Origin of the sequence: Burkholderia sp. WTPI3 (assembly GCF_021483755.1) — a bacterium.
Lineage (GTDB): Bacteria > Pseudomonadota > Gammaproteobacteria > Burkholderiales > Burkholderiaceae > Burkholderia.
The window spans coordinates 127,062-146,821 of the sequence record NZ_JAGIXF010000001.1; the positions used below are offsets into that span (position 1 = coordinate 127,062).

At 65.3% G+C, this 19,760-nt stretch carries 19 protein-coding genes and 2 pseudogenes; 10 read left to right on the top strand and 11 right to left on the bottom strand.

What is annotated here, in order from left to right; translation table 11 throughout:
* The first annotated feature begins 99 nt into the window (after window positions 1-99).
* The 9 genes from J7024_RS00595 (at window position 100) to J7024_RS00635 (ending at window position 7,683) form a co-directional block, all read left to right on the top strand.
* Window positions 100-738 carry an RNA polymerase sigma factor gene (locus J7024_RS00595; RefSeq protein ID WP_233409975.1) on the top strand — a complete coding sequence of 213 codons (639 nt, stop codon included), beginning with the start codon at window positions 100-102 and terminating at the stop codon, window positions 736-738.
* Window positions 728-1,621: an anti-sigma factor family protein gene (locus J7024_RS00600; protein ID WP_124828512.1), complete on the top strand. Its 894-nt coding sequence runs from the start codon at window positions 728-730 to the stop codon at window positions 1,619-1,621. Before J7024_RS00595 ends, J7024_RS00600 begins: the two co-directional genes overlap by 11 nt.
* Window positions 1,622-1,862: 241 nt before the next feature.
* Entirely contained in the window at window positions 1,863-2,237 is a 375-nt protein-coding gene (gene rpsF, locus J7024_RS00605) for a 30S ribosomal protein S6 (RefSeq protein WP_006755436.1), read from the top strand.
* A 40-nt stretch (window positions 2,238-2,277) separates the two neighbouring features.
* Window positions 2,278-2,577, top strand: coding sequence for a primosomal replication protein N (gene priB / locus J7024_RS00610; protein ID WP_031399239.1), 300 nt, complete (start codon window positions 2,278-2,280; stop codon window positions 2,575-2,577).
* A gap of 4 nt (window positions 2,578-2,581) precedes the next feature.
* Window positions 2,582-2,857, top strand: a complete 276-nt coding sequence (rpsR, locus tag J7024_RS00615; RefSeq protein WP_006486248.1) for a 30S ribosomal protein S18 — start codon at window positions 2,582-2,584, stop codon at window positions 2,855-2,857.
* A 27-nt stretch (window positions 2,858-2,884) separates the two neighbouring features.
* Window positions 2,885-3,337 (top strand): 50S ribosomal protein L9, encoded by a 453-nt coding sequence (gene rplI / locus J7024_RS00620; RefSeq protein ID WP_124828513.1) that lies wholly within the window; start codon window positions 2,885-2,887, stop codon window positions 3,335-3,337.
* A gap of 139 nt (window positions 3,338-3,476) precedes the next feature.
* Window positions 3,477-5,897 (top strand): replicative DNA helicase, encoded by a 2,421-nt coding sequence (dnaB, locus tag J7024_RS00625; protein ID WP_124828514.1) that lies wholly within the window; start codon window positions 3,477-3,479, stop codon window positions 5,895-5,897.
* A 138-nt stretch (window positions 5,898-6,035) separates the two neighbouring features.
* Window positions 6,036-6,662, top strand: coding sequence for a DUF47 domain-containing protein (locus J7024_RS00630; RefSeq protein ID WP_034188683.1), 627 nt, complete (start codon window positions 6,036-6,038; stop codon window positions 6,660-6,662).
* Between the two features lie 10 nt (window positions 6,663-6,672).
* A complete protein-coding gene (locus J7024_RS00635; protein ID WP_124828515.1) occupies window positions 6,673-7,683 on the top strand; it encodes an inorganic phosphate transporter in 1,011 nt (336 codons plus the stop codon).
* Window positions 7,684-7,821: 138 nt separating this feature from the next.
* Here J7024_RS00635 and J7024_RS00640 read toward each other — a convergent pair whose 3' ends face one another.
* Both J7024_RS00640 and J7024_RS00645 read right to left on the bottom strand, forming a co-directional pair.
* Complete coding sequence (locus J7024_RS00640) at window positions 7,822-8,907, bottom strand: C40 family peptidase (protein WP_124828516.1); 1,086 nt, start codon at window positions 8,905-8,907, stop codon at window positions 7,822-7,824.
* A gap of 238 nt (window positions 8,908-9,145) precedes the next feature.
* The gene (locus tag J7024_RS00645) at window positions 9,146-10,975 is read right to left on the bottom strand and encodes a PhoH family protein (RefSeq protein WP_124828517.1); all 1,830 of its coding nucleotides are present in this window, start codon (window positions 10,973-10,975) and stop codon (window positions 9,146-9,148) included.
* Here J7024_RS00645 and J7024_RS37230 point away from each other — a divergent pair.
* Window positions 10,871-11,115, top strand: a pseudogene (locus tag J7024_RS37230) (hypothetical protein); the annotation flags it as partial. The gene J7024_RS00645 and the pseudogene J7024_RS37230 overlap by 105 nt on opposite strands.
* Before the next feature lie 192 nt (window positions 11,116-11,307).
* Here J7024_RS37230 and J7024_RS00650 read toward each other — a convergent pair.
* The 9 genes and pseudogenes from J7024_RS00650 to J7024_RS00690 form a co-directional block, all read right to left on the bottom strand.
* The gene (locus J7024_RS00650; RefSeq protein ID WP_124828518.1) at window positions 11,308-11,769 is read right to left on the bottom strand and encodes a peroxiredoxin; all 462 of its coding nucleotides are present in this window, start codon (window positions 11,767-11,769) and stop codon (window positions 11,308-11,310) included.
* Between the two features lie 108 nt (window positions 11,770-11,877).
* The gene (locus J7024_RS00655) at window positions 11,878-12,774 is read right to left on the bottom strand and encodes a polysaccharide deacetylase family protein (protein WP_124828519.1); all 897 of its coding nucleotides are present in this window, start codon (window positions 12,772-12,774) and stop codon (window positions 11,878-11,880) included.
* Between the two features lie 12 nt (window positions 12,775-12,786).
* Entirely contained in the window at window positions 12,787-13,842 is a 1,056-nt protein-coding gene (locus J7024_RS00660; protein WP_096503041.1) for a bifunctional UDP-4-keto-pentose/UDP-xylose synthase, read from the bottom strand.
* Window positions 13,839-14,786: a formyltransferase gene (locus tag J7024_RS00665; protein ID WP_124828520.1), complete on the bottom strand. Its 948-nt coding sequence runs from the start codon at window positions 14,784-14,786 to the stop codon at window positions 13,839-13,841. The genes J7024_RS00660 and J7024_RS00665 overlap by 4 nt, the downstream gene beginning before the upstream one ends.
* Window positions 14,783-15,805, bottom strand: a complete 1,023-nt coding sequence (locus J7024_RS00670; RefSeq protein ID WP_124828521.1) for a glycosyltransferase — start codon at window positions 15,803-15,805, stop codon at window positions 14,783-14,785. The genes J7024_RS00665 and J7024_RS00670 overlap by 4 nt, the downstream gene beginning before the upstream one ends.
* A gap of 6 nt (window positions 15,806-15,811) precedes the next feature.
* A complete protein-coding gene (locus tag J7024_RS00675) occupies window positions 15,812-16,963 on the bottom strand; it encodes a DegT/DnrJ/EryC1/StrS family aminotransferase (protein WP_124828522.1) in 1,152 nt (383 codons plus the stop codon).
* 131 nt (window positions 16,964-17,094) lie between these two features.
* Window positions 17,095-17,466, bottom strand: a complete 372-nt coding sequence (locus J7024_RS00680; protein ID WP_096503033.1) for an EamA family transporter — start codon at window positions 17,464-17,466, stop codon at window positions 17,095-17,097.
* Window positions 17,467-17,479: 13 nt separating this feature from the next.
* Window positions 17,480-19,156, bottom strand: coding sequence for a glycosyltransferase family 39 protein (locus J7024_RS00685; RefSeq protein ID WP_124828523.1), 1,677 nt, complete (start codon window positions 19,154-19,156; stop codon window positions 17,480-17,482).
* A 124-nt stretch (window positions 19,157-19,280) separates the two neighbouring features.
* Window positions 19,281-19,653 (bottom strand): annotated as a pseudogene (locus J7024_RS00690) (Mth938-like domain-containing protein).
* Window positions 19,654-19,760: the final 107 nt, after the last annotated feature.

Consider the following 19,760-nt stretch of genomic DNA (forward strand, 5'->3'; position numbering starts at 1 on the left):
CGGTAAGGTCATCGAGCGCGCATGCTGCCGGTCCGTCCGTCTGTCCGGGCGTCGCGCGGGAGCGGGAGCGGCTTCGGCCGCAGGGACCAGGGAGGCCATGTGGGGCAAGCCGGACAGGCGGTCGATGAGCGGGCGGACGATGCACTGGCGCGCGCCGAGCGGTTTCGCGCGCTCGTGCTGCCTCACCTCGACGCCGCGTACAACCTGGCGCGCTGGCTGAGCGGCAGTGCGGGCGACGCCGACGACGTGGTCCAGGACGCGTGCATGCGCGCGCTGCGCTTCGTCGATGGGTGCCGCGGCGACAACGCGCGGCCATGGCTGCTCACGATCGTGCGCCACACCTGGTACACCGAGTGGCGCCGCCGGACCCACGCGCACGAAGTCGCGCTGCCTGACACGCTCGACGACGCCGGCGTTCCCGACGACTGGCAACCGGCGACCGGGGATCCGCTCGCCGAGCTGCTGCGCGGCGAAAGTGCACGGCGCGTGAATGCGGCGCTCGTGCAGTTGCCGCCCGAATACCGCGAGGTGCTCGTGCTGCGCGAGATGGAGGATTTGAGTTACCGCGAGATCGCGGCGATCGCGGACGTGCCGGTCGGCACCGTGATGTCGCGGCTCGCGCGCGGTCGGCGCCGGCTGGCCGCGTTGCTGGGCGACGAGCGATCGCCGGCGGGCGCGAGCAAGCCGGCGCGGGCGTCGGCGGGCGGAACCGCAGCGGAGGCGAGCGATGGACTGTAACGAAGCGCGAGCGTTGCTGGACGCGGATGTCGACCGCGAACTGTCGGCGCCCGATGCGCTGCGCGTCCAGCGGCACGTCGACGGTTGCGACGCATGCCGCCGCGAACGCGAACGGATCGTCGCGTTGGGACGCGCGGTGCGGCAGGCCGACTATCATCGGGCGCCGGATGCGCTGCGGGCGAGTATCCTCGCCGCGCTGCCGGCAGCGGGCGACGCGGCGGCGCGCGGGTCGTCCGCCGTGGAGCCGGAGCCCGACACTGCGCGGCAGCCCGGGCCGAGCGGGCGGCGCTGGTTCTCCTGGCCAGGCGGTCGTGGCGAATCGGCTCGCCCGGCGGCCGTCGGCACGGGGCCGCGCGTCGCTGCGCTGCCCGGGCTCGGCTGGGGCGTGGCACTGCTGGTCGCAGTCGCGGCGGCGGGCGGAATGGCGCTGTCCGCGCGCCACGCGCAAACGGATCGAACGGTCGACGAACTCGTTGCGAGCCATGTGCGCGCCGGATTGTCGGCGCGCGACATCGACGTGATCTCGACCGACCGGCATACCGTCAAGCCGTGGTTCAACGGCAGGCTCGACTATGCGCCGCCGGTCGAGGATCTGTCCGCGAGCGGCTTTCCGCTCGCAGGCGGGCGGCTCGACTACGTCGGGCGCCGCCGCGTCGCGGTGCTCGTCTACCGTTACCGGCAGCACGTGATCGACGTGTACGTGCGGCCGGCCGGCGAAGGGCAGGCGTTGGCGCCGTACGCGACCGTGTCGCAGGGTTATGCGCTCGACCGCTGGGACGCTGCGGGGATGACGTGGTGGGCGGTGACCGACGCCGAGCCGTCGGCGCTGACGGCGTTCAGGACGGCGCTCGACGCGCGGCTGGGCGGGGTGCGCAGCGAGTAACCGAGCGGCTGGCCGCCGGCGTCGAATTGCGCCCGTGATGTTCAGCCCCCGTTTCTTTTGCCGATGCGCGGGCTGCCGTTGCCGCCCTTTGCTCGCTCAAGTCTTTGAAAACATGGCCGAATCCGGTCGGAAATCGTCGATTGGTGTTGCACCTTCCCCGTATACGGGTTAGAATCTTCGGCTTCTCACTTGCCACACCGGTACAGACGCCCGGGTGGCTTTAATCCACAAGGAGTGTGTAATGCGTCATTACGAAATCGTATTCATCGTGCACCCCGATCAAAGCGAGCAAGTGCCCGCGATGATCGAGCGTTACAAGACCACGATCACGACGCACGGCGGCCAGATCCACCGTGTCGAAGACTGGGGCCGTCGCCAACTGGCCTACATGATCGAGAAACTCGCGAAGGCTCACTACGTCTGCATGAACATCGAGTGCGACCAGACGACGCTCGACGAACTCGAACACGCGTTCAAGTTCAACGACGCCGTGCTGCGTCACCTCATCGTCAAGATGAAGAAGGCCGAAACCGGCCCGTCGCCGATGATGAAGGAAGTTCAGCGCGAAGAAGCCAAGAAGGCGGCTGCAGCTCAGCCGACCGAAGCGCAGGCTTAAGTTCGTCATTCATTAAGCCATCAAGGAGCGCGTCACTCACGTGAACAGGTTGCAATTGACGGCAAGCGTCGTCGAACGCGCGCCGGTGCGATATACGCCGGCAGGTGTTCCGATCGCAAGCGCCACGTTGCATCACCGCACGGAAGTCGTCGAAGCAGGCATTCCCCGTCAGGTCGAAATGACGATCGAGGCGGTGGCAGCCGGTGAGGCGAGCGGCAAGCTGGAGCGTCGTGAAATGGGCGTCGAAACGCTGTTCACGGGCTTCCTGGCAAAGAAAAGCCGCAACGCGAGAACCTTGGTGTTTCACATCACAGCATTGCAGGACATTGGAAAGGACTGAAATCATGCCCCGCCCGACTGGTAAGAAATTCGACAAGCGTCGTCAGCAACAAAACCCGCTCTTCAAGCGCAAGAAGTTCTGCCGTTTCACGGCCGCTGGCGTCGAGCAGATCGACTACAAGGACACGGAAACGCTGAAGGACTTCATCGGCGAAAACGGCAAGATCACGCCGGCTCGTCTGACGGGTACGAAGGCGCACTATCAGCGTCAGCTGGACACGGCGATCAAGCGTGCGCGTTTCCTCGCGCTGCTGCCGTACACCGATCAGCACAAGGCGTAATCAGGCGACGCAATAAGGAGAATTCGAATGCAAATCATTCTGTTGGAAAAAGTCGCCAATCTGGGCAACCTCGGCGATATCGTCAAGGTCAAGGACGGTTACGCTCGCAACTTCCTGATCCCGAACCGCAAGGCTCGCCGTGCAACGAAGGAAGCGATCGCCGAATTCGAAGTTCGCCGCGCTGAACTCGAAAAGGTCGCCGCTGAAAAGCTGGCAGCATCGCAGGCAGTCGGCGAGAAGCTGAACGGCCAGTCGTTCGAAATCACGCAGAAGTCGGGCGTCGACGGCCGTCTGTTCGGCTCGGTCACGAACGGCGACGTCGCGGATCTGCTGAAGAAGGCAGGTTTCGAAGTCGAGAAGCTGCAAGTTCGCATGCCGGAAGGCCCGCTGAAGATGATCGGCGAGCACGTCGTTCAGGTCGCGCTGCACACGGACGTCATCGTCGACGTCACGATCAACGTGATCGGCGACCACGCGTAAGCGTACGCAAGCTTTCCGGGCGGCCTCCGTCGTCCGGACAAGGGCAGGCGCCCGGGCAACCGGGGCCTGCCTTTTTTATTGCCGCATCGCTGGCGGCCGGTATGGCGTCGTCCTGTGTAATTCGCGATAATCCCAACCCATGAACGCGCCGCAAGATCCTCAAATCGAATCGCTGAAAGTCCCGCCGCATTCGGTCGAAGCCGAGCAGTCGGTGCTCGGCGGCCTGTTGCTCGACAACGCGGCCTGGGACCGGATTGCCGACTTTCTGTCGCAGGGCGACTTCTATCGTTACGACCATCGGATCATCTACGAGCACATCGGCCGGCTGATCGCGTCGACGCGTCCGGCCGACGTCGTGACCGTCTACGAAGCGCTGACGACGTCCGGCAAGGCCGACGACGTCGGCGGGCTCGCGTATCTGAACGCACTCGCACAGAACACGCCGAGCGCCGCGAACATCCGCCGCTATGCGGAGATCGTGCGCGATCGCGCGGTGCTGCGCCGGCTCGTGTCGGTCGCCGATGAAATCTCGGCCGATGCGTTCAATCCGCAGGGCAAGGAAGTGCGCCAGCTGCTGGACGAGGCCGAGTCGAAGGTGTTCTCGATCGCCGAAGAAGGCGCGCGCGGCAATCAGGGCTTTCTCGAAATCGGTCCGCTGCTCACGCAGGTGGTCGAGCGCATCGACACGCTTTATCACACTGCCAACCCGAGCGACGTCACGGGAACGCCGACGGGCTTCGTCGACCTCGACAGAATGACCTCGGGCATGCATGGCGGGGAGTTGATCATCGTCGCGGGGCGCCCGTCGATGGGTAAGGCGCAGCCGCTGGATGCCCGTGTGAAGACGCTGACCGGCTGGAAGCGCGTGGGCGAGCTGGCAATCGGTGACGCACTCGCATCGGTCGACGGCGCGCCGTCGATGGTCACGGGTATCTACCCGCAAGGCGAACGGCAGGTTTATCGTGTCCGCTTCTCGGATGGTCGTTCGGCCGAGTGCTGCGATGAACATCTGTGGTGCGTCCACTACCGCGAATGGACGAAGCCGCGCATCCTGAGCACGGCGGAAATCCGGACGCTTCTGACGCATCAGCGTTACCAGGGGCGCTTGTGGATCGAGATGCCGACCGGCGATTTCGGGCATGTCGACGCGCTGCCTGTCGATCCGTGGGTGCTCGGCGCGTTGCTCGGCGACGGTTCGCTGGGGGGCACGGCGGTGCGCTTCAGCGTCAAGGCCGAAGAGACGCTGAACCGGATGCGTACGCGGGTCGACGCGACGCTCGAACTCGAATATGCGGGCCAGCACGATTGGCGTATCAAGCGGCGCTCCGCGGAACAGGGTGTCCGCCCGAACGTCAATCCGCTGAAGGCGGCGCTCGAGCGGCTCGGCGTATGGGGGCGAACCAGCTACGACAAATTCATCCCGCGCTGCTACCTCGATGCATGCAGGGACGTGCGAATCGATCTGCTGCGCGGGCTGCTCGATACCGACGGCTGGGTCGAATCGTGGGGCACGGTGCGCTATTCGACGGCCAGCGCGCAGCTTGCGCGCGACGTGCAGGAGTTGGCGCGCTCGCTTGGCGCGTGGTGCGCGATTTCGGAAAAGGCGACTTCGCGTGTGTCTGGCGGCGAGCGCCACGCAGGCGCGACGGCTTACGTCTGTACGATCAGCCATCCGGAGCCGCAGAGCCTGTTCCTGTTCGAAGGCAAGCGCGAGCGGCTGACGGCCGGGCGCGCGCGCCGCAAGATGCCGGTGATCGCCGGGATTGAGCCGTCGCGCCGGACTGCCACGCAATGCATTTCGGTTTCGCATCCGTCGCGCCTGTATGTGACCGACGATTTCGTCGTCACGCACAACACGGCCTTCTCGATGAACATCGGCGAATACGTCGCGGTCGAGTACGGGCTGCCGGTGGCGGTGTTCTCGATGGAAATGCCGGGCACCCAGCTGGTGATGCGTATGCTCGGTTCGATCGGCCGGCTCGACCAGCACCGGATGCGTACGGGGCGCCTGACGGACGAGGATTGGCCGAAGCTGACCCATGCCGTGCAGAAGATGAGCGAGGCGCAGATCTTCATCGACGAGACTGGCGGCCTGAACCCGATGGAATTGCGCTCGCGTGCGCGGCGCCTGGCGCGTCAGTGCGGCAAGCTCGGCCTGATCATCGTCGACTATCTGCAACTGATGTCGGGTTCGTCGCAGGGCGAGAACCGTGCGACCGAAATCTCGGAAATCTCGCGGTCGCTGAAGAGTCTGGCGAAGGAGCTGGACGTGCCTGTGATCGCGTTGTCGCAGCTGAACCGGGGGCTGGAACAGCGTCCGAACAAGCGGCCGGTGATGTCCGATTTGCGCGAATCCGGCGCAATCGAACAGGACGCGGACGTGATCCTGTTCATTTATCGCGACGAGGTCTACAATCCGGACAGCCCGGACAAGGGGACGGCCGAGATCATCATCGGCAAGCAGCGTAACGGTCCGATCGGGCCTGTTCGACTCACGTTCCTGGGTCAATACACGAAGTTCGATAACTTTGCGGGGGCGCAGAACTTCTACGGCGAGTAAAGCCGGATGTAAACCCTTATTTAGCCAAACGTTGTATCCCATCCCGGCGCGCGCATATGCGCGCGTCGCGTCGTGACCGGAAACGGTACAATATCGCCCGTTTTCGTGACAGTCGTTTGACAATCTCTCAGGAATCCCATGTTCGGTCGATTCATGCCCACCGAGGGCAAGTTCTTTGAACTTTTCAACGCGCACGCGAAGCACATCGTTTCCGGTGGCCGCGAGCTCGAACTGCTGATCGACAATCTCGCTGACGCCGAGATTCACAAGCAAAACGTGCAGACCGCCGAGAAGGCCGCAGACAAGCTGACGCATGAAGCGATCGATCTGCTGCACAAGACCTTCATCACGCCGCTCGATCGCGACGAGATCCACAAGCTGATCACGACGATGGACGACATCCTCGATCTGATGGAAGACGTCGCGACGGCCGTGTCGCTGTACGACGTGCGCTCCGTCACGTCCGAGGCGAGCCAGCTCGCACACATCGTCACGCAGTCTGCGCAACACGTGCAGCAGGCCGTCGGATTGCTGTCCGACATGAAGCAGTCGGCACAGATCCTCAAGCAATGCGAGGAGATCGACCGCTGGGAATCGGAGGCCGATCGCGTGCTGCGCGCGGCGATGTCGAAGCTGTTCCGCGAGGAAGACGACGTGAAGACGCTCATCAAGCTGAAGGCGATCTACGAACTGCTCGAAGAGATCACCGACAAGTGCGAGGACGTCGCGAACATCATCGAAGGCATCGTGCTGGAAAACGCCTGAGCGGACCACGATGCATTCGATACAACTCGCCCTATGGATGGTCGCGACGCTGGTGCTCGTCGCGCTCGTATTCGACTTCATGAATGGCTTCCACGACGCGGCTAACTCGATCGCCACCGTCGTGTCCACCGGGGTGCTGAAGCCGCAGCAGGCCGTCGTGTTCGCGGCCGCATTCAACGTCATCGCGTATTTCATCTTCCACCTGAAGGTCGCGCAGACCGTCGGCCGCGGCACGATCGATCCCGAGATCGTCGACCATTACGTCGTGTTCGGCGCACTGGTCGGTGCGATCGGCTGGAACGTGATCACCTGGTACTACGGGATTCCGTCGAGCTCGTCGCACGCGCTGATCGGCGGTCTCGTCGGCGCAGCGCTCGCGAAATCGGGCTGGAGCTCGCTGAATATCGACGGGCTGCTGAAGACGATTGCGTTCATCTTCATTTCGCCGCTGCTCGGTTTCATCCTCGGTTCGCTGTTCATGCTCGGCGTGTCGTGGCTGTACTTCCGTACCGCGCCCAGCAAGGTCGACCGGCGTTTCCGCCGGCTGCAGCTGTTGTCGGCTGGTCTGTACAGCCTGGGTCACGGCGGCAACGACGCACAGAAGACGATCGGCATCATCTGGATGCTGCTGATCGCGTCGGGCTATGCGTCCGCGACTGCCGATGCGCCGCCTGCATGGGTGATCGGCGCGTGCTACCTGTCGATGGGTCTTGGCACGTTGTTCGGCGGCTGGCGCATCGTGCGCACGATGGGCCAGAAGATCACGAAGCTCAAGCCGGTCGGTGGTTTCTGTGCTGAAAGCGGCGGGGCGATCACGCTGTTCATCGCGTCGTTCCTCGGCATTCCCGTGTCGACCACGCACACGATTACCGGCGCGATCGTCGGTGTCGGCGCGACGCAGAAGCTGTCGGCCGTGCGCTGGGGCGTGGCCGGCAATATCGTGTGGGCGTGGGTGCTGACGCTGCCGGCGGCCGCGCTGTTCGCGGCCGGCGGATGGTGGCTCGGACACCAGATCTTCTGATTCCGGCACGACCGGATCGACGTGAAATGCGCCGCAAGCCGAAAGGCTGCGGCGCATTTTCTTTTGGGTGACGCAAATGCGACGGTGCAGCGAATGGCCGATGCGGGGGCGACGTCGCGGCAGGGAACGAGAGGCGGGCTAGTAACTGCCGTTCGCGAAGCGGGCGATCGGATCGTCGGCCGTGCCGGTGCGGGCGCCGGCGGGCGCGGATTGCGTAGAAGCACGCAGCACCTGCACGGGCTCGGCACCGCGCGGCGACGGTGCGACTGCTGCGGATGGCGGTTCGGCATCGAACGCGGCAGCCTGCGCGGCCGTCAGCGCCGTCGTCGGAATCGGTGAGCCGATCTCGGCCGGGTTGGCGGGCGCGGCATTAGCCGTCATGACGTTCATGTCGTCATTCGTCGCTGTTGCCTGTGACTGAGCGGCCTGCATGCGAGGCGGCGGCGGTTCGTACGGATCGGCTGCAGCAGCGGCCGGAGCAGTCATTGCGGCAGCCATGACCGGTGCGGCCGGCATCATCGGGGCAGGCGACGGCGTCGCACTGGCTTGCGGCGCGACATAGGCCGGCTGTCGCGGCGCGGCGGCCGTTACGACAGGGACGGGAGCAGCGGCGGCCACCGGCGCGGTGCGCGGCGCATCGTGCCGTGCCTCGTAAGTCGGTGCATCGAACGGCGTCGGGGCCGAGCGCGGCGGCGCGACGCGGCGAATGCCGTCGAAGCGCTTCGCCCAGTACGGGTTCGTCAGGTAGTCGAGCCGCACGGTGCCGCCGGTCGATGGCGCATTGACGAAACGCAGTTTGCCGACATAGATCCCGACGTGCGAATGCGGCCGTCCGGTCGTGTTGAAAAAGATCAGGTCGCCTGGCGCAACCTGGTCGGGATCGATCGACACGCCGCGGCTGCTCATGTCGGCGGTCGTGCGCGGCAGGTTCACGTCGGCCGCGCGGCCGATCACATAGCGCACGAGCCCGCTGCAGTCGAAGCCGCTCGTCGGCGTGTTGCCGCCCCAGCGATACGGGACGCCGACGAGGCTCATCGCCTGGATCGAGATTTCCTCCTGGCCGACGCTGTGGTCGACGAATTTCGGGAAATTGGCAGGTGCCGGGAATGCACGCGGCGTCGTGATCCTCATGCCCGACGCGGAACGCGAAGCCGACTGCTGCGGCACGCTGGAGCAGGCCGCAAGCAGCGAAACGACGACGACGGGAGCGCAGATTCGAAGCATGGCAAGGCGGACGAGCGCGGCGCGCTCGCGAATCGTATGACAACAGACAGACCCGATGGTAGACGTACCGGCGGGGCTTAAGCAACCATTCCTGAGAATTTACTTGAAGTTTCGCGTGTAAGTGATGCTGTTCGGTAACGAAGCATGACCAACGTTTCCGACCCCAAAATAAAAACGGCGCTCCGGGAACGGAGCGCCGCGAGACGTCGAAAGCCGACCGGGCGGTCGGCGGGGCGCGTTACAGGATGTCCGACGCGTAGTCGGCCAGGCGAGAACGTTCGCCACGCGCGAGGGTCACGTGACCGCTGTGGCCCCAGCCCTTGAAGCGATCGACGACGTAGGTCAGGCCCGAGCTGCCTTCGGTCAGGTAAGGCGTGTCGATCTGTGCGATGTTGCCGAGGCACACGATCTTCGTGCCGGGGCCCGCGCGCGTCACGAGCGTCTTCATCTGCTTCGGCGTCAGGTTCTGCGCTTCGTCGATGATCAGGTACTTGTCGACGAACGTGCGCCCGCGCATGAAGTTCATGCTCTTGACCTTCAGGCGCGAACGGATCAGTTCCTGCGTGGCCGCGCGGCCCCATTCGCCGGCCGCGTCGTCGGTCTTCTGCAGCACTTCGAGGTTGTCGTCGAATGCACCCATCCACGGCTGCATCTTCTCTTCCTCGGTGCCGGGCAGGAAACCGATGTCCTCGCCGACGGGCACGGTCGCGCGCGTCACGATGATCTCGTTGTAACGCTTGTCGTCGAGCACCTGTGCGAGGCCGGCCGCGAGCGCGACGAGCGTCTTGCCGGTGCCGGCCTGGCCGAGCAGCGTGACGAAGTCGATCTCGGGGTTCATCAGCAGGTTCAGCGCGAAATTCTGCTCGCGGTTGCGCGCGGTAATGCCCCACACGTTGTTCTTGTGGTGGCTGTAGTCGCGCAGCGTCTGCAGCAGCGCCGTCTTGCCGTTCAGTTCGCGCACGATCGCGTGGAACGTCGGCTCGCCGTTCTGCGGCTCGAGATAGACGAACTCGTTGACGAGCATCGACGCGACGAGCGGGCCCGTCACGCGATAGTAGGTGGTGCCCGTCTTCGTGTCCTGCCAGCTCTCCATCCCCTTCGCGTGCCTGGTCCAGAAGTCCTGCGGCAATTCGCGCACGCCGTTATAGAGGAGGTCCTTGTCTTCGAGTACCTGGTCGTTGAAGTAGTCTTCCGCCGGCAGGCCGAGCGCATGCGCCTTGATTCGCATGTTGATGTCTTTCGACACCAGCACGACCTGGCGATCCGGCCGGTCGCGCTGCAGCGCACGTACGACACCGAGGATCTGATTGTCGGCCTTTCCCTCGGGGAGGCCCTCGACCGGCGCGATGTCGGTCAGCTTCGTCTGGAAGTACAGGCGGCCGAGTGCCTCGCGGCTGCCGAGGCGCGACAACGGAATGCCGGTCGAGATCGGGCCGCCGTCGGCTACCAGTGCGTCGAGCGTACGGCTGACCTGACGTGCGTTGCGCGCGACTTCGGACATCCCCTTCTTGTGATTGTCGAGTTCCTCGAGCGTCATCATCGGCAGATAGACGTCGTGTTCCTCGAAGCGGAAGAGGCTGCTCGGGTCGTGCATCAGCACGTTGGTGTCGAGCACGAACAGCTTCTGCAACTCGGCCTCGGCGGGCTTGCGGCTGCGCGACTTCGTCGCGGCACCGGCATCGCGCGCGGGCGCGGCGGCCGGTTTGCCGGCGGCCGGCTTGTCGTTGCGTGCGACGACGGGCGTCGCGGGCGTTTCAGGAGCGGCGGGTGCCGCGGGTTCGACCGGCTGCGGGATAGGTTGCAGCAGTGCGGCCGTTTGTCTGGTCTTGCGGCCGCGGGCGGGCGTGCTCGCGGTTTCCTGCGCCGATGGCGCGACGGCGCGTAACGGCGCGCTCGTATTCGCGGCTTCGGTCATCGGTTGGGCCACGCTGGCCGGGCCGTAGTCACCGGCTGTGGATGCGTCCCCTTCGGCGGATTTCTTCGCGGCTTTCGCGGGCCGCGCTTTCGCCTTGTATTCGTCGGGCGGCAGAAGGCTGCCGAGCTTGCTGGGGGGAGTAGGCAAAGGCATGGTGTCCCTCGGGAGGAATCGTGTCGCATGAAGTGCGCCGCTGATCGCATCCTGCGTGACGTAGACGCATGCAGTTTGCGCGCGGTGGCGCACAGGAATTTCGTCTAGCCGGTTCGCCTAAGTGTCGGTCAACTCCTTGACGGGGTGGGCAGTGGACCGAGAGCCGCCGCCCAATCCATAAAAAAAGCCGCTGCCCCGTGGACCGGGACATGCGGCTCGGCTGATACCGTCGTGATGCGCGTCAGGTGCCGGGAAGCATCGCAACGGGCACCGGCGCAGCTACGAGAAATATGGGGCGAACTGGCATTCATTGCGGCCCAATATAACGCGGCTCAAAGCGCTTGTACAGCACTTAGCACGTCGTCCACATGACCCGGCACCTTGATGCCGCGCCATGCCTGGCGAAGCACGCCGTCGGCATCGATCAGGAACGTCGAACGCTCGATTCCGCGTACTTCCTTGCCATACATTTTCTTCATTTTGATGACATCGAACAGCGTGCACAGCGCTTCGTCGGCATCAGAAATCAGCGGGAACGGCAATTCGAGCTTGGCCTTGAAGTTGTCATGCGAGCGCAGGCTGTCGCGCGACACGCCGATCACTTCGGCGCCGGCTTTCTTGAACTTCGGATAGAGATCGCGGAACTGCAGGCCTTCGGTGGTGCAGCCCGGCGTGTTGTCCTTCGGATAGAAATACAGAACGAGCTTCTTGCCCTTCAGGTCGGACAGCGAAATGTCGCCGCCCGTAGCCGGTGCGGTGAAATCGGGAACTTGACGGTCAACTTCGACGGACACGTGTTTCTCCTGTTGTTATGGAAAGGCGCCGCGGCGGCGGCGCGGTTCGGCAGCGCGTCGCGCCGGCACGCCGCAAGAGCGGAGGGCGGCGCCGGCTCGCGCGCGAACTCAGTCGGGCTGGACGATCAGCTCGCCGGAGCGGCCAGGGATCTCGCCCCACGTGACAGGGTACGATGGCAGCGAGTCGCGGTCCAGCGTCGCGTGGTAGTCGCCCATCGTCGCAAACGTATGGCCTTGCGCACGCCAGCCGGCGAGCAACTGCTCGAATACCGGTGCGAGCTTCTGGCCTTCCAGTTCCGCATGCAGCGTGAACACCTGGTCGTGCGGATTGGTTTCGGTGAACCTGAGGATGTGTGCGGCAACGTTGTGCGTATCGACGCCGTCGACGCCGAGCACCTCGTCGAGCGTCGGCAGCGTGGTAGGCATCTGCACGTGCGACAGCGTGCGGCCGCCGACCACCGGCAGGTACGGCGAATGGCCGCGGCCGTCGGATGCGTAGCGCATCCCCCAGGCGTCGATCTGCTCGAAGGCCGCGTCGTTCATCTGCCAGCCGGCCGCGCCGTGCGTGACGGGCGGCGCGCCGAAGACCTCGGCGAAGCGTGCGTGGCTCTTCTGCATTTCACGCGCGGTCCAGTCGCGATCGCGCACGCGGACGTTGTCCTGCCAGTACACGTGATCCCACGTATGGATCCCGCATTCGAAGCCGGCTTCGTGGATCGCGCGCATGTCGGCGATCGCACGGCGGCCGATGTCCGGGCCGGGCAGCAGCACGCCGTACATCAGTTGCTTCACGCCGTAATGCTCGACCACCGACGTGCGCGACACCTTCTTCAGAAAGCCGGGGCGGAACACGCGCCGCAGCGCCCAGCCCGTGTGATCGGGCCCGAGGCTGAAGAGGAAGGTCGCGCGCGCGTTGAAGCGGTCGAAAATGCGTGCGAGGTTCGGCACGCCTTCGCGCGTGCCGCGCAGCGTGTCGACGTCGATCTTGAGGACGATACGAGCCAAGCGAGCGTCCCGTCAGTTCTGCTGCTCGACGAGCGCACGCGCGTCGCCGACATGGCCGCGATACGCTTCGAAGATCTTGCGCAGTGCTTCGTCGAACGTCGACTGCGGCGCCCACGCGAGTTCCTGCATCGTGTTGTCGATCTTCGGCACGCGGTTCTGCACGTCCTGGTAGCCGTTGCCGTAGTAGGCGCCCGACGTCGTTTCGACGAGCTGAACCTGCTTCGCGGAGTCGGCGTATTCCGGGAATTCGGCGGCCAGTTCGAGCATCTTGTGCGCGAGCTCGCGAACCGAGAAGTTGTTTTTCGGATTCCCGATGTTGTAGATCTTGCCCGTCGCGACGCCGTCCTTGTTCTCGATGATCTTCATCAGCGCGCTGATGCCGTCGTCGATGTCGGTGAACGCGCGCTTCTGCGAGCCGCCGTCGACGAGGCTGATGTTTTCACCGCGCACGATGTGGCCGAGGAACTGCGTGACGACGCGCGAGCTGCCTTCCTTCGGCGTGTAGATCGAGTCGAGGCCCGGGCCGATCCAGTTGAACGGGCGGAACAGCGTGAAGTTCAGGCCTTCCATCCCGTAACCCCAGATCACGCGGTCCATCAACTGCTTCGAGCACGCGTAGATCCAGCGCGGCTTGTTGATCGGGCCGTAGGTGAGTGCCGATGCATCCGGATCGAACTGCTCGTCCGAGCACATGCCGTAGACCTCGGAGGTCGACGGGAACACGAGGTGCTTGCCGTACTTGACGGCCGAACGCACGATCGGCAGGTTCGCCTCGAAGTCGAGTTCGAACACGCGCAGCGGCTGCTGGACGTAGGTGGCGGGCGTCGCGATCGCCACGAGCGGCAGGATCACGTCGCACTTCTTCACGTGATACTCGACCCACTCCTTGTTGATCGTGATGTCGCCTTCGAAGAAATGCATCCGCTCGTGGTTGACGAGATCGCCGAGCCGATCGGTCTGCATGTCCATGCCGAACACTTCCCAATCGGTGGTTTCAAGAATGCGCTTCGACAGGTGATGGCCGATGAAGCCGTTCACACCCAGGATCAGGACTTTTTTTGCTTTCATGAATGACGGGAAGAATGAATGAACTGCGCGAATTCCGCGGGCGTCACGACGGTTTCGCTGCCGTCGCGTTGCTGCCACAGCTCGAGAATGGATAGGGCGCGGCTGTCGCCGCAGACGCCGAATAGCGCATTATCGCTTACGTGCAGGCCGGGCGGCAAATCTGCCGCGGCCGCGGCAGCCGGGCTGCCGGGCGCCGCCAGGCGCGCGCGGGCGATGATGAAGCGCGTGCCGCCGACGTCGGTAAACGCGCCCGGATACGGGGGCGCGACCGCGCGCACCAGGTTGTAGACCTGCGCGGCCGGCTTCGACCAGTCGATGCGGCCGTCCTCCGGCTTGCGCCCGCCGTAGTAGCTGCCCGTCGACAGATCGTTCGGCAGATGCGGCGCCTCGCCCGCGAGCAGCGCCGGCAGCACGCGCCAGAGCGTCTGCTCGGCGGCGACCGTGACCTTGTCGAATACCTGCGTGGCCGTATCGTCCGGCAGGATCGGCACTGCGGTCTGACCGATGATCGCGCCGGCGTCGGGCTTCGCGGCCATCTCGTGCAGCGTCGCGCCGGTTTCCGTTTCGCCGTTCAGCACGGCCCAGTTGGTCGGTACCCGACCCCGGTATTTCGGCAGCAGCGAGCCGTGCATGTTGTACGCACCACGCGGCGCGATCGCGAGCAGGTCCACCGGCAGCATGTGACGGTAGTAGAACGAGAAGATGAAGTCCGGCCGTGCGTCGGATACCGCACGGCGCAGTGCCGGATCGGCGGGGTCGGCCGGCGTGAGAACCGGGATTCCATGCTCGGCGGCAACCGACGCGACACTGCCGAACCAGATGTTCTCGTTCGGGTTGTCCTCGTGCGTGACGACGAGAGCGACGTCGACGCCGCGTGCCAGCAGCACCTGCAGGCAGCGCACGCCGACGTTGTGATACGCGAAGACGACGGCGCGCGGCTTCATTGCATTTGCCCCGTGCGATGAGCGCCGCCCGGCACTGCCGGCACGCCTTCGTGCTGTTCGAGCACCGCCTGGATCAGGTAGCGCGGCCGTGCGCGTACCTGCTGGTAGATGCGGCCGACGTATTCGCCGAGCAGGCCGAGCGCGAACACGATCACGCCGAGCAGGAAGAACGTGATCGCGAACAGCGTGAACACGCCTTGCACTTCCGCGCCGACGATGAAGCGGCGCACGAGCAGCAGCACGAACAGTCCGGCCGAGCCGAGCGACAGGATCACGCCGATGAACGACAGCCACTGGAGCGGCACGACGGAAAAGCCGGTCACGAGGTCGAAGTTCAGCCGGATCAGGCTGTACAGCGAATACTTCGACTGGCCTGCGAAGCGCTCCTCGTGCGCGACCTCGATTTCGGTCGGGTTCTGCGCGAACGTGTACGCGAGCGCCGGGATGAAGGTGTTGACTTCGCCGCACACGTTGATCGTGTCGATGATGCGGCGGCTGTACGCGCGCAGCATGCAGCCCTGGTCGGTCATCTTGATCCGCGTGATGCGCTCGCGCAGCCGGTTCATCATCAGCGAGGCCTTGCGCCGCCACAGGCTGTCCTGGCGCTGCTTGCGGATCGAGCCGACGTAGTCGTAGCCCTCGCGCATCTTCGCGATCAGCTTGCCGATTTCCTCGGGCGGGTTCTGCAGGTCGGCGTCGAGCGTGATGACGATTTCGCCGCGCGACTGCGCGAAGCCGGCGAGGATCGCCATGTGCTGGCCGTAGTTGCCGTTGAGCAGCACGACGCGCGTCGTGTCGGGGCGCGCGTGGAACTGGTCGGCGAGCATGGCGGCCGAGCGGTCGCGGCTGCCGTCGTTGATCAGGATCACTTCGTACGACGTGCCGAGTGCGTCGAGTGCCGGGTACAGCCGCGCGAACAGCGCGGCCAGCCCATCTTCCTCGTTGTACACGGGGATGATGATCGATACTTCCGGATTCGCGGCGCCCGGATGCCCGGCGCGTGCTTCAAGGTGACTCATGTACGCTTATTTTCCGTATTGTTCGCAAATCTGGTTGATGGCGTCGGCCACGCGACGCACGTCGTCTTCGGTCATCTGCGTGAAGAGCGGCAGCGTGACGGTCGACGCGCCGTACCGTTCGGCGTGAGGGAACATGCCCTCGGCAAAGCCGCGCGCGCGATACAGCGTGAACAGGTGGATGGCCGGGTAGTGCACGCCCGTGCCGATGCCGCGTTCCTTCATCTGGGCCATGAAATCGGCGCGCGAGATCGACAGCCGGTCGAGCGGCAGCGTGACCTGGAACATGTGCCAGTTGCTGTTCTCGAAATCGGCGACGGGCAGGCCGAGCCCGAGCTTCACGGCCGGGCCGCCGCCGAGCGCGGCGAAATACGCGCGCGCGAGCGCACGGCGCTGCGCGGTGAAGCGTTCGAGGTGCGGCAACTGGCCGAGGCCGACGCGCGCGGCGACATCGGTCAGGTTGTACTTGCCGCCGAGCACGTCGCAGTCCATCCCGTCGAAGCCGGTGCGCGTGATGCCCTGCAGCCGGTACTTCTGCGCGAGCGTCGCCTCGTCCTCGCTGTTCAGCACGAGTGCGCCGCCTTCGATCGTCGTCAGGTTCTTGTTCGCGTGGAAGCTGAACGACACGATGTCGCCGATCGCGCCGATGCGTTTGCCGTTCCACGTCGAGCCGAGTGCCTGCGCGGCATCCTCGATCACGCGCAGGTTGTGTGCGCGCGCGATTGCGTACAGGCGATCCATGTCGACCGGCAGGCCGGCCAGGTACACGGGGATGATCGCCTTCGTGCGCGGCGTGATCGCCTGCTCGAGCTTGTCGAGGTCGATGTTGCGCGTGATCGGGTCGATGTCGGCGAACACGGGCGTCGCGCCCGTCTCGAGGATCACGTTGCTGGTCGAGACCCACGATGCCGGTGTCGTGATCACCTCGTCGCCGGCGCCGACGCCCGCGATGCGCAGCCCGATCTCGAGCGTGCAGGTGCCCGAATTGAACGCGCGGACCGGCCGGCCGCCACAGTACTCGGACAGCGCGGCCTCGAATTTCTGGCTCTGCGGGCCGGTGGTGATCCAGCCCGAGCGCAGCACGTCGACGACGCCCTGGATGGTTTCCTCATCGATCTCGGGGCGGGTGAACGGCAGAAACGGAGCGGTAATCTGGCTCATGAACGCTTTGGCTCGTAATGGCGTGTAATAAAGGGGTCGGGCGATCCGGCCCGAAACCGGAATTAAACACCGGTTGGCGGATTCGCACCGTGATTTTTTGTAGGCGGACGCTTAATGTACGCCGGGCCCGCTCAACTGCGTGCGAGCACGACCACGCCGATCAGGATGATGCCGATGCCGATCAACCGCTGGACCGACATCACCTCGCCGAACAGGTACCAGGCCGCAAACGCGTTGACCACGTAGCCGAGCGACAGCATCGGGTACGCGATCGACACGTCGACCCGCGACAGCCCGAGAATCCAGACGACGACGCTCAGCACATAGCAGCCGAGGCCGCCGATGATCGGCAACTGGGTCGCGATCTTCAGTCCGACCGGGACGATGTTCGACGGCGTGAATTCGAAGTGCCCGACAGCGTTGACGCCGGCTTTCAGCAGAAGTTGCGCACAGGCGTTGAGCATCACGCCGGTGACGATACAGATGAGCGAAACGGGATTCATGCGATACGGGTCCTTACGATTGCGGTTTTTCGACGATCACGCGGCGGTTGTCGCGCGCGATCACGCGCATCGGCACGCCTTGCTTGACCAGCGCGTCGTATTCGCTGGGCGACATGATGGCGAGCGCGTGGGTTTCCTGATCCCAGCGCGCGATCCATTCGTCGACGGTCGGGATCCATTTGTCCGGCTCGACCGAGATCCCGAAGGCGAGTTCGTCCTGGCGGTGGACCATGATCGTCGTGTGGCCGACATAGAACGGGAACGTGTGATCGAGCATGTCGATCGAGTAGAACGGCGTGTCGGCCGGCAGTTTCGCCAGCTCCGCGCGTACGGTCGGTGCGAGCAGCGCGCCCGAGCTGTAACGGCCGAACTCGTCGTGGCCGGTGCCTCCGATCGTGCCGAACGCGAGCCATGCGGCGCCGAACGCGGTGATCGCGGCCGCGACGCCCGTGCGGCGGTTCAGCCACGCGGCGGCCAGCGTCAGGACGGCCGCGACCGCGAGACCCGCGTACAGCCACAGCTGGAACGCACGATACAGCGCATTCGGCGTGCGGGCGTCGCCCTGGTAGGCAAGGAAGATGATCCCGAACGCCGCCACGACGAGGAACACGAGGTAGCCGAGCAGGTGGCGGCGGAACCGGTCGGCGCTCATCAGCGGCAGGTACGCGCCGATCATCAGCGCGAGCGCCGGCGCGACCGGCAGCACGTACGAGATCAGCTTCGAATGCGATGCGCTGAAGAACAGGAAGATGAATGCGCTCCAGATCAGCAGCACGAGCATCGGCGCGAAGCCGTTGGGCTGGCGCGGCATGCGCAGCGCATGGCGGAGGCTCTGCCACGCGACCGACAGCCACGGCAGGAAGCCGACCAGCAGCACCGGGACGAAGTAGTAGAACGGGCCCGGGCGGTTCTGTTCCGGGGTCAGATACCGGCGGAACTGCTGGACAATGAAGAAGAAGTTGAAGAATTCCGGGTTGCGCTGCTGGACAAGCACGAACCACGGCGTGACGATCGCGAAGAAGATCACCAGGCCGCTCACCAGGTACAGGCGTTTCCACAGCGCCCAGTCGCGCGCGATCAGCGTATAGAGCACCAGCACGGCGCCCGGCAGGATCAGGCCGACGAGTCCCTTGGACAGCACGGCGAACGCCATCGCGGCCCAGCACGCCCACATCCAGCCGCGCACGGCGCCCGCGCTCAGGCCGGGCCGCTGCGCGAGCAGCAGCGAGCAGAGCGACAGCGCCATCCAGAACGCGAGCCCCATGTCGAGCGCGTTGAAGTGGCCCATCAGGTTCCAGTACGGCGAGCACGCGAGCACGACGGCCGCGAGGAAGCCGGACAGCGGGTTGAACAGGCGCGCGCCCGTGAAGCCGACCAGCAGCACGCCGGCGAAGCTGGCGAGCCCCGTGTAGAGGCGGGCCTGCCATTCGCCGATGCCGAACCACGCGAACGTCAGCGCATTCAGCCAGGTCTGCAGCGGCGGCTTCTCGAAGTACTTGTAGCCGTTGTAGCGCGGCGTGATCCAGTCGCCGGTGACGAACATCTCGCGCGCCATCTCCGCGTAGCGGCCTTCGTCGCTCGGGATCAGGTGGCGCAGCCCGAGCGGCGCGAACCAGACGATCGCGAGCGCGACGAGCAGGAGGACGAGCGTGATGCGATTGAGCGGTAGCCTCGACGGCGTATCGTTCATGGGTTTTCAGCCTGTTGGTTGTTGTGACGGGCCGCCGGGGCGTTGCGCCCGGGGGCGGGCGGCCGGGTGTCGATCCGGGGGGGCGATCGGCGCGCCGGCCGGAGTTGCCCCACCGCATCGGGGATTAACGTTCAATTAAGAGCGCGGCGGCGACTTTCGGCCCTCGGCCATCAGGATGTTGGCAGGTTCACGGCAGGCGGCCGCGAAGTCCATCGTCTCGACGCCGATCCGCTTGGCCGTGGCGCGGCCACGAGGCGCGGGTGCGGAAGCGCAGCCGCGCCGCTGCCGAGGCTGACGAGCTCGGGCGCCGGCTCGAGCAGCGTCGCGAAATGCTCGGGGGTGAGCGCATCGAACGACGACACGGGCCAGTCCCGGACCGGTGCGCCGGGCAGCACGATGACGCTGCCCTCATGGCGCTGGAGGTTGACGTCGACATAATCGGGGCCGTAGCCGGTGACGGTGTTGAGCGCGCCGCTCGCGTCCTGGTGCAGTTTCAAATCGGTATTCCGCGTTCCGTAGGGGGAATGTCTGGCAAGGGCCGCACGGCCCCGGGCGGCCGGTTTCGCGCGCCGGCACGCACGGGACGCCTGACGGCGCGGGCCCG

Coding starts and splice junctions, on each gene's coding strand:
- J7024_RS00600 (WP_124828512.1), top strand. CDS start 728: ATGGACTGTAACGAAGCGCGAGCGTTGCTGGACGCGGATGTCGACCGC.
- rpsF (WP_006755436.1), top strand. CDS start 1,863: ATGCGTCATTACGAAATCGTATTCATCGTGCACCCCGATCAAAGCGAG.
- rpsR (WP_006486248.1), top strand. CDS start 2,582: ATGCCCCGCCCGACTGGTAAGAAATTCGACAAGCGTCGTCAGCAACAA.
- rplI (WP_124828513.1), top strand. CDS start 2,885: ATGCAAATCATTCTGTTGGAAAAAGTCGCCAATCTGGGCAACCTCGGC.
- dnaB (WP_124828514.1), top strand. CDS start 3,477: ATGAACGCGCCGCAAGATCCTCAAATCGAATCGCTGAAAGTCCCGCCG.
- J7024_RS00630 (WP_034188683.1), top strand. CDS start 6,036: ATGTTCGGTCGATTCATGCCCACCGAGGGCAAGTTCTTTGAACTTTTC.
- J7024_RS00635 (WP_124828515.1), top strand. CDS start 6,673: ATGCATTCGATACAACTCGCCCTATGGATGGTCGCGACGCTGGTGCTC.
- J7024_RS00640 (WP_124828516.1), bottom strand. CDS start 8,907: ATGCTTCGAATCTGCGCTCCCGTCGTCGTCGTTTCGCTGCTTGCGGCC.
- J7024_RS00645 (WP_124828517.1), bottom strand. CDS start 10,975: ATGCCTTTGCCTACTCCCCCCAGCAAGCTCGGCAGCCTTCTGCCGCCC.
- J7024_RS00660 (WP_096503041.1), bottom strand. CDS start 13,842: ATGAAAGCAAAAAAAGTCCTGATCCTGGGTGTGAACGGCTTCATCGGC.
- J7024_RS00665 (WP_124828520.1), bottom strand. CDS start 14,786: ATGAAGCCGCGCGCCGTCGTCTTCGCGTATCACAACGTCGGCGTGCGC.
- J7024_RS00670 (WP_124828521.1), bottom strand. CDS start 15,805: ATGAGTCACCTTGAAGCACGCGCCGGGCATCCGGGCGCCGCGAATCCG.
- J7024_RS00675 (WP_124828522.1), bottom strand. CDS start 16,963: ATGAGCCAGATTACCGCTCCGTTTCTGCCGTTCACCCGCCCCGAGATC.
- J7024_RS00680 (WP_096503033.1), bottom strand. CDS start 17,466: ATGAATCCCGTTTCGCTCATCTGTATCGTCACCGGCGTGATGCTCAAC.
- J7024_RS00685 (WP_124828523.1), bottom strand. CDS start 19,156: ATGAACGATACGCCGTCGAGGCTACCGCTCAATCGCATCACGCTCGTC.